The 12,406-nt window shown below is 48.1% G+C and carries 8 protein-coding genes; 5 read left to right on the top strand and 3 right to left on the bottom strand.

Translation table 11 applies throughout. The features are described 5' to 3' along the window. Nucleotides 1–28: 28 nt before the first annotated feature. Nucleotides 29–1,420 (bottom strand): DUF4403 family protein, encoded by a 1,392-nt coding sequence (locus L0U89_RS01580; RefSeq protein ID WP_234859904.1) that lies wholly within the window; start codon nt 1,418–1,420, stop codon nt 29–31. Nucleotides 1,421–1,576: 156 nt separating this feature from the next. On the opposite strand from L0U89_RS01580, the gene ytxJ reads away from it, so the two are divergent. Then, nucleotides 1,577–1,915: a bacillithiol system redox-active protein YtxJ gene (gene ytxJ, locus L0U89_RS01575; RefSeq protein ID WP_234859903.1), complete on the top strand. Its 339-nt coding sequence runs from the start codon at nt 1,577–1,579 to the stop codon at nt 1,913–1,915. Between the two features lie 11 nt (nt 1,916–1,926). Here ytxJ and L0U89_RS01570 read toward each other — a convergent pair whose 3' ends face one another. Further along, on the bottom strand, nt 1,927–2,622 hold the full coding sequence (locus L0U89_RS01570; RefSeq protein ID WP_234859902.1) for a lysoplasmalogenase: 696 nt from the start codon (nt 2,620–2,622) through the stop codon (nt 1,927–1,929). A gap of 357 nt (nt 2,623–2,979) precedes the next feature. Here L0U89_RS01570 and L0U89_RS01565 point away from each other — a divergent pair, with 357 nt between their 5' ends. After that, nucleotides 2,980–6,231, top strand: a complete 3,252-nt coding sequence (locus tag L0U89_RS01565; protein WP_234859901.1) for a TonB-dependent receptor — start codon at nt 2,980–2,982, stop codon at nt 6,229–6,231. A 400-nt stretch (nt 6,232–6,631) separates the two neighbouring features. Here the strand turns inward: L0U89_RS01565 and L0U89_RS01560 are convergent, their stop codons facing one another. After that, a complete protein-coding gene (locus L0U89_RS01560) occupies nt 6,632–7,183 on the bottom strand; it encodes a 2'-5' RNA ligase family protein (protein WP_234859900.1) in 552 nt (183 codons plus the stop codon). 123 nt (nt 7,184–7,306) lie between these two features. Between L0U89_RS01560 and L0U89_RS01555 the strand changes: the two genes are divergently transcribed. The 3 genes from L0U89_RS01555 to L0U89_RS01545 all read left to right on the top strand — a co-directional run bounded on the left by L0U89_RS01555 (nt 7,307) and on the right by L0U89_RS01545 (nt 12,404). After that, nucleotides 7,307–8,218, top strand: coding sequence for a universal stress protein (locus L0U89_RS01555; RefSeq protein WP_234859899.1), 912 nt, complete (start codon nt 7,307–7,309; stop codon nt 8,216–8,218). A 422-nt stretch (nt 8,219–8,640) separates the two neighbouring features. Next, a complete protein-coding gene (locus tag L0U89_RS01550) occupies nt 8,641–9,915 on the top strand; it encodes a hypothetical protein (RefSeq protein WP_234859898.1) in 1,275 nt (424 codons plus the stop codon). Nucleotides 9,916–10,268: 353 nt separating this feature from the next. Continuing rightward, on the top strand, nt 10,269–12,404 hold the full coding sequence (locus tag L0U89_RS01545; protein WP_234859897.1) for an outer membrane protein assembly factor BamB family protein: 2,136 nt from the start codon (nt 10,269–10,271) through the stop codon (nt 12,402–12,404). Nucleotides 12,405–12,406 lie beyond the last annotated feature (2 nt).

Genomic DNA, 12,406 nt, shown 5'->3' with positions numbered 1-12,406 from the left:
AGTAGTACCAAATTGTGTTTGATCGAACTTATTTGTTGATATCGACTTGGACCTTGCCACTTCCCTGAAGGTACAGCCTAATGTCATTCTCAGTCTGGAAAATTCCGATCACGTCCAAGGCACTTTCCTCCACCTTCATGGTGCCAAATCCCAAGTCCAAACGGAGCATCTTCTGCAGGGTATTGGGCGCATCAGCCAAAATCCCCCCAATCGGGATACTGGCGACTTTCCTGATTTGCCGCTGGATTTTGGCCCTTTTAAATCTCATCGCAAGGTTGGAAAAAAAGTCGTCGGACTTCACGTCGAACTGCGGCTTCGTCAGTTGGATTGTCTTTGCTTCGGTGTCATAGTCCGCTATGCCTGCGAAGTACATTTTCCCACTGATAGCCTTCTTATCCTTTCTTACCGCTTTGAAATCCATGGACAGCAGCGTCTTGTCTCCATATTGGCTAGTGTGGAGATTGCTTGGGACCAAGGTGGTTTTGCTGTCTAGACGCAGTGTTTGACCAGAAAACTGTCTGTTCAAGTAGCTGTCCAACTCAGGAAATGGAATTACCACAGGTATCTTCAGGTCCAGTCCATTGTCTTTCCGATCATTTGGAGAAATGGCAGGCAATGGCTTTTTTACGACCTTGGGAGCATTCCCAATGCCGGCGTCTATCGCTCCCTGCAAACCGACATATAGCCTCAGCACCTGGTCGGCACCGATTTCTTGGCTTACATGAATGGACTCGGGTTGGGTACTGAGATACGCGTGAAATCCATCCAATTCCATGCTATGGCTCCCTGCAAACATGTCCCAAGTTTCTTGGGCAGTATGCCTGAAATCCAATTGGATTAGGTTGGAGGCCAACATTTGATTGTCCAATACACGCTGGACTTGCCTTTCGATCAAGGGCTCGAGGTCGATTTCAAAACCCAGCAGGTTGTAGCGCAAGGACCGTCCCCAATTGTCGATCTGGAGGTTCTTGATTTGGATATCCCAATTTTCACCGATCGCGGGCTGGAAGCGAAACTGCGGACTGATACTTTCATCAAAGGGAATACTCGTGGAGAGTACCTGTCCAAATACCTTTTTCTCAAACTTCAAACTCCCCCTTACTTTCATGGGCAGCCTAACCTGAAGATGGCTATTGTCCAGACCTTTGAGCTTGATGGGGCCATTGCGGTCTACATCGACATCGGCCGTCAATCCCGAGCCCAAGGAAAGGCCTTGATCCTGAAACAGTTTACTGGCCGGGACGGCATTGAGTCGACCCTCGATCTGGGTTAGGGGGATTTCGATCGGGATATTGATGCTCGATGTGGCTAACGGAGGTCCGGGTAACGTCGGGGTCGGAGGATTATCGGGCTTGATACTTTTGCATGAAGCCAATAGGATTATTGCAAAAAGAGCTATTCGGAGGTTATGCTTTGGCATGGGGCAGTAGATCGGATTTTCCCTGAGGTCCTGAGCGACAAATCGGGGACTTGTTGGTTTGAACCGGGAAACGCAAAAATAGGGGAACCATTTTAATGCCAAATGAATTAATTTCCCGACGGATTCTTTCATCCAAACCATTCAAATAATTTCCACATGGACTGGATTCAATTAAAGGACACTTCCCAAATCGAAGAAATCAAAACGATGAGCAAATCACGCCCTGTATTGATCTTCAAGCATTCCACTCGCTGTGCGATCAGCGGTATGGCATGGGACCGGCTCAAAAGGAATTGGAAAAAGGAGGATTTTGAGAAGATCCAGCCTTATTTTTTGGACCTGCTCAGCTACCGGGATATCTCCAATCAGATTGCCGCACAATTCGACGTGTACCACGAATCCCCCCAAATCATCCTGATCAAGGACGGCAAGGCTGTCTACGACAACAGCCATATGGGCATCAGCTACCAGGACATCATGTCGCGATTGGTATAATCACTGCGAGATTACTTCGGATTGTTTTCGGGTATATGCGCCAAAATCCCCCTGATTATCAGGAATTGGGCGAGGATGTAAGTACCCATTACTAAGACCCCCGACTCAGGGAAAGGCTTGTAAAACTTGTTGATCGCAAGGAAACCGTCCGATAGCATAAAGAATATGGCTCCCACCATCACCTGCCAAAAACTGACCGAATTGGTCTTTCCGTACCGCTCCCGTGCCGTGGTCGCCATCAGGACAATGACTACGAGGTAGATGACAACGGGAATCTTGAGGTTTCCCAAACCTGCATTGATGAAGAAATAGAACAAGGCCGCCAAGAGGTAGATTGGGAGGTTCTGGAAAAACAACTTGATGAAGTTGACCTGACCGATGGAAAAGGGATTGGTCTGGGCAAGCTTGAACCCGATGATGTAGCAGACATGGGCCATCAGGAATGCACCCAAGCCATACAGAAACAGATCCGGGAAAATCAACAGTACATCCCCCAACCAAGAAAAGACCAAAGCGGCTGATATACTTTTCCGCAACAGTGTACCCTCTATATTTTTACTGAGTGCCAAAAAGTAAACCCATAAAAAAAGAATTATACCAGGTTTTGTAAAAATCCGGTATTCCTGTTGACCATTTGCTGTCAAAAACACATCCACAATGGCAAAAACCATAAACAAATAGAGCCAAAGTATGTTCTTTTTTTTCATGTTCTGTAAGATTTTATTATCAAGCTTGGACAATATACGGTCAATTATTTCGAAAATCCACGGAAACGCAACGCTTAACATTGAATTAAAGATTTCTTAACACAGATTGACTCAGGAAAACTTAATTCTAAATTTATTTGAGAAAAAGCATAAGAAAGTGTTCAAAATACAAAAAAGCAGCCTAGAAAAAATTTCCTTTGGATTCTAATGTTAAATTAATGTTAAGTAATATTGTGAACAAATGTTAAAACTTAACAATTCCTACAAAAAAAACTTAGGGTTGAGTTCTACATTTGTACCGGAAAACTTAACCGATTCCTAAGCTTTTAATCAATATTTTCCACAAAAATCAAAATTATGAGGCAATCATTACTAAAGAGTGTTCTGGCAGTGGCTTTGCTGGTTTTCGCAACCAGTTTGGCATTTGCACAGGGGGTTTCCACTTCCAGTATGACTGGTAGGGTGGTAGACAGCAAGGGGGAAACACTTCCCGGCGCAAACGTAGTGGCTACCCACATGCCATCCGGTACACGGTATGGCGCGGTGACCAACATTGAAGGTCGATACACTATCCCCGGCATGAGGGTAGGTGGTCCTTACAACGTGACTGTATCTTTTATCGGCTACGAATCACAAACCGTCGAAGGCATCTTCTTGAGCTTGGGTATCGCTGCCAACGTCAATGTGACCATGCGGGACACAGGTGAGGAACTGGCTGAAGTCGTCATCACAGGTGAGAAAAACTCTGTGTTTTCTTCAGACCGTACCGGTGCCACTACCGCCATCGACAACCAAACTATCAACAAGCTTCCTACCATTTCACGTAGGATTGGCGACTTCACCCGTTTGACTCCGCAGGCATCAGGTTCTTCCTTTGCCGGTCAGGACAACAGGTTGAACAACATCACCGTGGATGGTTCTTATTTCAACAACTCCTTCGGTCTCGGTGGTCAGCCTGGCGACAGGACTGGTGTATCTCCAATCTCCTTGGATGCGATCGACCAGATTTCCGTGAACATTGCTCCTTATGACGTGAGACAAGGTAACTTTACCGGTGCTGGTGTAAACACCGTAACCCGTTCCGGTACCAACTCCTTCACAGGTTCTGCCTACTATTTCTGGAGGGGTTCTGACAACGTAGGCACCCAAGCAGGTGACAACACGTTCAACCCAGGCGACTTCAAATACAGACAAGTAGGTTTCCGTGTAGGTGGTCCCATCATCAAAAACAAATTGTTCTTCTTCGCTTCATTTGAAGATGACAAGGAAACAAGGCCAGGAACAACCTTTAGGGCCAACACAGGTTCTGAGGCCATTGCGGGTAACGTGACCCGGGTGCTTGCTTCCGATCTCAACAACTTGAGAAACTATTTGAGGAATAACTTCGGCTACGAGACAGGTCCTTACCAGGACTACGACCACTCTACCGTGGCTACCAAGATCCTTGCCAAGGTTGACTACAACATCAATGACAAGAACAAGTTGAGCGTACGTTACAACCACCTTGATTCTTCTACCGATGTATTGGCTTCCGGTTCTTCTTCTTTGGGTTTTGGTGGTAGAAATGGCAACCTGAATGCCTTGAACTTCCAAAACTCCAACTACATCATCTTCGAAAATATCCGCTCCATCGTGGGTGAATTGAACACCAGGATCAACACCAACATGACCAACAACCTGATCGTAGGTTACACCTATCAGGATGAAAGCCGTGGTTCAAGGGGTGACTTCTTCCCGATGGTGGATATCCTGAAAGACGGTGCCACTTATACCACATTCGGTTTTGAGCCATTTACGCCAAACAACGAATTGAGGTACAAGACTTTCCAATTGCAGAACAACGTACAGATCTTCAAAGGCATCCATACCATCACCGGTGGTCTAAGCGTGGAGCGCTACGAGTCTGAAAACGTCTTCTTCCCGGGTTCCCAATCAGCTTATGTATACAACTCGTTGGAGGATTTTTATGCTGATGCCAATGCTTTCTTGAACAATACTACTCCAACGGCAACACAAAGAAGGTTCCAAGTAAGGTATTCCAATATTCCTGGACAAGTAAAACCAGTCCAGCCCTTGAAGGTATTGTATGCTGGTCTCTATGGACAGGATGAGATCCAAGTCAACAAGGACCTCAACGTCACGGTTGGTTTGAGGATTGATGTGCCATTCTTCGGTGAGACTGGTTTCAGAAACACCGAGGTAGAAGGCTTCAACTTCAGGAATCCTGCCGGAGAAACTGTTAAGTTCAGAACCGACAAATTGCCTGATCCAAACATTTTGTGGTCACCTAGAGTTGGTTTCAACTATGACCTCAGCAAGGGTGCACGTACTACACAAGTCAGGGGTGGTACCGGTATCTTCACCGGCCGTCCTGCTTACGTATGGATTTCCAACCAAATTGGTAATAATGGTATCTTAACAGGTTTCGACAGGTTGGATAATACAACTACCCGCCCTTTCAATCCTAACCCTGACTTCTACAAACCTTCTTCAGTTACAGGTGCACCTGCTGCCAACTACGAGTTGGCTTTGACTGAACCTGATTTCAAGTTCCCACAAATCTGGAGATCCAACATCGCCATTGACCACAGATTGCCATTGGGTATCATTGCCACGGCTGAGTTCATCTACAACAAAGATGTGAACGGTGTGGCGTACTACAACGCAAACCTTGCTCCTGCAAACGGTGCCTTCACAGGACCCGATCCAAGAGACAGATGGGTAGGCGGCAACGCAGCTACAAGGATCAACGGTAAGATTGACAACGCGGTGACGCTCTCCAACCAAGCTATTGGCAACTCTTGGGTAGCTTCCATTTCCTTGGAAAAACCATTTGCGAATGGTTTCTACGGTAAAGTATTCTACAGCTATGGTGAAGCAAGAAATACGATCGATGCCGGTTCTATTGCCTTCGGATCTTGGAATAACAACCAACACCAAGGTGATCCTAACAATCCTGGACTTGGCTTCTCTGCCAACTCCATGGGACACAGGATCGCTGCTGCCTTGAACTATACAGCTGATATCTTTGACTTCGGTCCAACTACCTTCTCCTTGTTCTGGGAAGGCAGGACTATCGGTAACGGTAGCTACGTGTATGGCGGTGATTTCAACGGTGACGGTGGATTCTCCAACGACTTGATCTACATCCATGCCAATACCAATGAGATGAACTTCCAAGAGTTTACTTCTTCTGGAAGGACTTTCACTGCTGCTGAACAAACTGCTGCTTGGGAAGCATTCATCAAGCAGGACAAATACCTGAACGCCAACAGGGGTTCCATCGCTGAGCGTGGTGCGGTATTTATGCCAATGGTGTACAGGGCCGACTTCTCTTTCGCACAGCAATTGTTTACTACCAGCAAAAAGCAGACCTTGGAATTCAGGATAGATATCCTCAACGTGGGCAACTTGCTGAACAACAATTGGGGTGTAGGTCAGATGTTCACCTCTACCCAACCGCTCGTACCTGCTGGCGTGGATGCTAATAACAGACCACAGTTCAGAATGAGAAACCTGGGACCTAACTTGATTACTGAGTCCTTTACGCCTACCGCCAATGCCGGTGACGTATGGAGATTGCAGTATGGTCTGAGATTCAACTTCTAATTATTCACTTGTAAGCCACGAAAAAGCCCCTGAGCAATCGGGGGCTTTTTTATTTTACTCGGATTTGACGGTCGGATGTTGGGAGGTTAGGAGGCTGGCAGTGTTGCGAGTTGCTTCGTTCTGAAACTCAGGATAGAGTATGGTCTGTGTGGAGCAAGAGCATGTGAAAATCGGGCTAAGGCCACAAGTAAGGTCTAGCTATCCCCTAGTTTGATACTGCTTTGGTACTGCTTTGCACCTAGACTGGTATTACTTTGCACCTAGGCAGATGCCGCTCTCCTACTGGACTGATGCTGGCAAAAGAGCAATCCATGAGGTCGGGAAGAGGTTCGGAAACCAGGTTTGATCATGATGCTTGAATCCTGCGTTCGAAAACGCAGGATAGCGGGAGTTTAAGGAATCACGCTCCCAAGCCTATTCTCCTGACTACCTCCCAACGGTTTTCGGTTTTTTTGAGGAGTGCCACATCCGTGAACTGGTAGTGTGCTTGGAAGGGCTGGGCCTTGACGTAGGACCAATAGTCGTCGAAGCGCTGGGGCTTGGTGTCCTTGAAGGCGATGGTCATGTGGGGATGGAAAGCCTTGTCGCTGAGTTCCTCCTCGAGTTTGAGGGTGCTGCGGCAGAAGCCGGAAAGCGCGGATTGGAGCGCGCTAAGTGCGGAATTGGGCTGGGGGGCAATGAATAGTACCCGTTTGCCAAACCTGTCAAAACCGGAGAACTCCAAGTCGATGGGGCCGAATGCTTCGAAAAATGTTCCCAAGCGCTGGGCGAGCTCGTCCTCCTTGGCTTCGTTCCAGTGAAAGGGCATCTTGATGGTGACGTGGGCGGGGGATTTCAGCGCATATTTGAGGTTGAATTTTTCCTTGAGTTGCAGTTTGAGTGCGGTGGCTTGTTCCTGCAGGGGACCTACCGGGACGAGTGCGAGGAAATATTTGCTGATCGTTTTTGCCATTTAACACAAATATAAATCATTTGGGGGTGGACGGTTTCCGAAATTGGACCACAATCCCTTAAATTAGATTCCAAACAATATTTTAAAAGGCGTAACTTAGACAGACACTGTTAGCAAGCCCCTATGAAGCGTTTTGAAAAAGTAATGATCGGCTTGGATTTGAGCCAAATGGACAATATACTGATCCAGAAACTCCTATTGATCAAGGACCTGATTGGACTGCAGAAGTTATACATCATCCATGTCTCCAAGGATTTGTCACTTCCTGAGGAGGTGCGGAGTCATTTCCCGGACCTCGTGGCGCCCGTGGACGAGACGATCAAGTCCGAAATCAAGTTGCTTATGGGCGAAATGGATCCAAAGCATGTGCTCGACTACGAGGTGATCGTGGAGGAGGGCAATCCCCTACCTACTTTCCTTCGTTGGGCCAAAATCAAGGATGTGGACCTGATTATTGCGGGGCGGAAGAGTTCGCTGAAAGGAAGCGGTTCGTTGTCGAAGAGCCTGGCCCAAAAAGCCCCCTGTTCGGTTCTTTTCCTGACGGAGCGCAATGTCTTGGACCGGATCGAGAAGGTTTTGGTGCCTTTGGACTTTTCTGAGTATTCCAAGTTGATCTTTGAGTTTGCCGACAGGATCTGCAAGGATTTGGGTTCGACGATTGTAGGGCTCCACATCTACGAGGTGCCGCATGGCTACTACAAGACCGGCAAGACTTATGAGGAGTTTGCCGAAATCATGAAAGGGCATGCGCAAAATGATTACAAGAAATTTGTGAAGAAAAACCTAGACGGGGACTTTGAATGCCATTTTATCCTCGACGATGAGCGGCACGCGGGCGAGTTGATCATCGATTCGGCCAAGGAACATGGGGCCGACCTGATTATCATGGGCAGCAAGGGCCGCACGGCGTCAGCCTCGATCCTATTGGGAAGCGTGGCCGAGAAATTGGTACAGGCCAACAATGAGATCCCTATGCTTATCCTAAAGAAGAAAGGGGAAAATATGGGCTTTTTTGAGGCTTTGTTTAAGATATAAGTTTCCTGCCGGTAATCGGCCTTTTACAGTTTTAAGAAGGTTGGCGGGAATTGAAGCGCACAACGGGAAGGGGGAGGACTTTTCAATCCTTCCTTTTCTTTTTTGCCCAAGCGATCCTCGGATTCCTATTCAAGGTCCTCCAAACCAAGGGATCCCCCCTTTTCGGTTGATGTCCGCGTTGATTGACCGTGCCGAAGTCGTATTTCACATGCGTGGGCGAAAAAAGTGCTTTGGCTCTTTGAAGTAGGAGCTGTAAGGGACGCAAATTCGCGGGGCAGGAAATCGAATCTTTCATGCAGGACCCTCTTCATTCTGTACCCTCCTTGTCCGGTTTTTTGGTCAAAAAAGCATACTTATACGATCCAATTGATTGACTTTTAGGTGCATATTTCTAAATTTCCTACAATCATGTTTCAAAAATGATGGAAAAACCGGATCAGAGGAGCACACCTGAGTGGCTAAAGCGTGTGCAAGAGAATTCCTGGGAACCAGAGATTCTGTTGTCGGGGCTTGTTTTGATCGGACTTTTGCAGCTGCCTGCCATGATTCGGCGTGCATCGGAGTTTTACAGGGCGGAAACGCTATCGGGAAATCTCTTGGGAGTATTCACGGCATTGGAACAGATTATCTATGTGTTGGTATTTGGGCTGGTCGTTCATTTGTTTTTGCGCAGCGTATGGGTTGGATTGATAGGACTGACCTATACTTTTCCCAAAGGGATAAAGCCGGAAAGCCTTGGCTATCACAAGAAATTTGAGGACAAAGTCCGGCAACTTCCCGACACCGAGTCACAAATCATCCTGCTCGAGAAAGTATGCAGCTCCATTTTCGCCACCTGCTTCTTTCTGATGATGGTGATTTTTGGGGCCAATGTTGGGGTGTCATTTTTGGTGATCTTTCTATTTATTCTGGATTCTTTTTTGGGTCTTTTCGGGTTCAAGGTATTTTCCCTCATAACCCCCTACATTGACACGTTTTTGTCCATTGTTTTCCTCGTTTTTCTTTTGGATTTCATCAGTCTGGGGCTGTACAGAAAAAACAAGTACTTGGCAAAGGTCTATTACCCGATTCACAGATTTGTGGGTTGGATCACTTTGTCCAAATTTTACCGTGGGATCTATTATACCTTTGCAAGCAACATCAAAAAAGGGTACCTCATCGCATTCTTCGTGCTGTTTTTGGTTTCCGTATTGTTTGGCCAGCTAAGGCTACAAAAAAGGCCGGACGACCAGTTGGCGAGTTTGTTACAATTGTACTCGTTTGGTATGGAGGAGAACTTTTTTAGCCCGTACTACGCCGACCGAAACGAGACTTGGCAATCTGCCCGCCTGGAGATTCCAAAGCCAACGGTTACGGGTAGGTTTTTGGAAGTACGAACCAAATCCGATTTAGGATGGGAAAAATTGATTTTGCAAGCATGCGGGATTGAAGTCGATACCCCAATCGCGGACCGGACTGTGGCGGAAGATGCGAACCTATTGGATTGTGTCAATCGGGTTTTCAAGGTAAGTATCGATGGGAGCGTGATCGAAAATCCCGATTGGATGTATTATTTCCACCAAAAGGATGGCAGAAAAGGCCTGATTTCATTTTTGGATGTCGGTGATTTGGAGCCTGGAAAACACAAATTGACGGTGTATAGTCTTTTTGAAGGAAAAGAAGTGACTTTCGGCTCGCTGTATTTTTTCAAGGAGTGAGGATAGAAAGCGGGTTTTTTGACTTAGGTGCTTAGAAAAGAAGATCTTTGAGAGGGTTGTGGTTTTGGGGACGGCTGCTGTCATAATTTTTTTGCATCCTATTTGGCGTTACGATCTAGAAATCAATAGACTGGCCTTCGCCCAGCAGTTGGAAACCAAGTTTTTGCCCTGAGCCAATTACCTGATTTATTCGGCTCAAAAATTCAGGAATTATGAGCCGATTAGGGAAATTAATTGGCTCATCTCCAATATCGAGATTCCAAGGAAAACACCCAAACCACCACCCAACCATTTCACTTTGCAGGAAAAGCCATTTTTCCCTATCTTTTTAATGTCAATTACCTTATTCCCAAATGAATAAAAATCTTTGTTTCCTGCTCGGTCTGGGCTTGTTGGCGTCCTGCGGCGAGCCGGAAGTGCAGCTTGACCACGACTACAGCCAATGGCAGACCTTTGGCGGCACCAAGGACGCCGCCCGCTATTCGTCCCTTGACCAAATCAATACCCAAAACGTCCAACAACTGGAGCTGGCTTGGACTTACCGCACGGGGGATGCCACAGACCGTTCCCAAATCCAATGTCAGCCCATTGTGGTCAATGGCATGCTCTACGCCACGTCACCCCAAGTCAATGTCTTCGCCCTCGATGCAGCTACGGGTGCGGAAATCTGGCGCTTCAATCCCTTCCAACTCCTCGGAGGCCAAAACTCCTGGGCTGGTACCAACCGTGGCGTCACCTACTGGACGGATGGCACGGCCGAGCGTATCCTCTTCTGCGCGGGCAGTTGGCTGATGTCCCTGGATGCCAAAACGGGACAGCCGGATACTGCCTTTGGCGATGGCGGCAAAGTCGATTTACAAAAGGATTTGGATACTGAAATGGAGCAGTTTCTGATCGTATCCAACACGCCCGGCATCATCTATCAGGACAAATTGATCCTCGGTATGCGCCTCTCGGAGGGGCTTGACGGGGCGCCCGGACATATCCGTGCCTACAATGTGCGCACAGGCAAGCGGGAATGGATTTTTCACACCATCCCACATCCCGGGGAGTTTGGCAACGAGACTTGGCAAGAAGAATTCCGCGACTATATCGGCGGCGCCAACAACTGGGCGGGCATGAGTCTGGACGAAGCCCGTGGCATCGTCTATGTCCCAACGGGTTCGGCGACCTATGATTTTTGGGGTGGGTACCGTCACGGCGCCAACCTGTTTGCCAATAGCCTGATTGCCTTGGATGCCAATACCGGCAAGCGCATTTGGCATTTTCAGGCGGTTCACCATGATGTCTGGGACCGGGATTTCCCCGCGAATCCCAACCTGATTCGCATCAAAAAAGACGGAAAGTGGATCGATGCCGTAGCCCAGACTTCCAAGCAAGGCTATGTCTATGCCTTTGACCGGGTAACGGGTCAGCCGATATGGCCAATCGAAGAACGGGAGGTTCCACAATCGACTTTGGCGGGGGAACAAACTTGGCCAACACAGCCCCATCCCACCCTTCCGGAACCTTACATGCGGATGGTTTACACCGAAAATGAAATCCTGCGACTGACACCCGAGTGGGAAAAAGACATCCGGGCCAAACTGGAAAACGTCCACTACGGCAATATGTGGCTGCCGCCCTCAGATACACATGGTGTGGTCCTGTTTCCGGGCATGGACGGCGGTGCCGAATGGGGAGGATCTTCCTTTGACCCTTTGACCCAAACCCTCTATGTCAACGCCAACGAAATGCCTTGGATCCTGCGGGTGACGGCCAATCCAAAGTTTGCGGATATGGGCCAAAACATCTACGTGAACTACTGTGCCAACTGTCATGGAATGAACCGCAAGGGGAATCCCCCTGCTTTCCCTTCCCTCGAAAACATTGCTTCAAAACTTAGCCGTCCCGAGCTCGCAGGCCTTATCAACAACGGAAAGGGCGCCATGCCTGCCTTTTCCCATATTCCTGAAAAAGAAAGGGCGCTGTTGGTGGATTTCCTGTTGGGCATAGAAAAAACGGACAATGCAGATAAAAACGAGCTGGCGGGAGGACGGGAGCGCCTGTACCCGCAGTTTTACCTCAATGGCTACTCCCGTCTCTTGACCGAGGACGGCTACCCCGGCATCCAACCCCCTTGGGGCACGCTGACCGCAATCGACATTAATACCGGAAAAATCAAATGGCAGTCCGTGTTGGGGGAATTTGAAGCGTTGACACAAAAGGGAATACCACCAACGGGAACCGAAAATTATGGCGGTCCAGTCAGCACCGCGGGTGGTTTGGTGTTTATCGCGGCCACCAAGGATGAAAAAATCAGGGCCTTCGATAAGGAGACCGGCAAAGTCCTTTGGGAAGCCAAATTGCCTGCCGCGGGACATGCCACGCCGGCTGTCTATGAAAAAGACGGGAAACAATTTGTCGTGATTGCCTGTGGTGGAGGAAAAGGGACTCCATCGGGTGATTCCTATGTGGCCTTTGCACTTCCCGACAACAAACCAAAATAGCC

Source organism: Mariniradius sediminis, assembly GCF_021491425.1.
In the GTDB taxonomy this organism is placed as follows: domain Bacteria; phylum Bacteroidota; class Bacteroidia; order Cytophagales; family Cyclobacteriaceae; genus Mariniradius; species Mariniradius saccharolyticus.
Note: the sequence above shows the minus strand (reverse complement) of the source record. Positions and strands in the feature narration are given on the sequence as shown.

What these genes read in the sequence shown, in the direction of transcription:
- L0U89_RS01565 (WP_234859901.1), top strand. Translation starts at nt 2,980, where the DNA reads ATGAGGCAATCATTACTAAAGAGTGTTCTGGCAGTGGCTTTGCTGGTT.
- L0U89_RS01560 (WP_234859900.1), bottom strand. Translation starts at nt 7,183, where the DNA reads ATGGCAAAAACGATCAGCAAATATTTCCTCGCACTCGTCCCGGTAGGT.
- ytxJ (WP_234859903.1), top strand. Translation starts at nt 1,577, where the DNA reads ATGGACTGGATTCAATTAAAGGACACTTCCCAAATCGAAGAAATCAAA.
- L0U89_RS01570 (WP_234859902.1), bottom strand. Translation starts at nt 2,622, where the DNA reads ATGAAAAAAAAGAACATACTTTGGCTCTATTTGTTTATGGTTTTTGCC.
- L0U89_RS01550 (WP_234859898.1), top strand. Translation starts at nt 8,641, where the DNA reads ATGGAAAAACCGGATCAGAGGAGCACACCTGAGTGGCTAAAGCGTGTG.
- L0U89_RS01580 (WP_234859904.1), bottom strand. Translation starts at nt 1,420, where the DNA reads ATGCCAAAGCATAACCTCCGAATAGCTCTTTTTGCAATAATCCTATTG.
- L0U89_RS01555 (WP_234859899.1), top strand. Translation starts at nt 7,307, where the DNA reads ATGAAGCGTTTTGAAAAAGTAATGATCGGCTTGGATTTGAGCCAAATG.
- L0U89_RS01545 (WP_234859897.1), top strand. Translation starts at nt 10,269, where the DNA reads ATGAATAAAAATCTTTGTTTCCTGCTCGGTCTGGGCTTGTTGGCGTCC.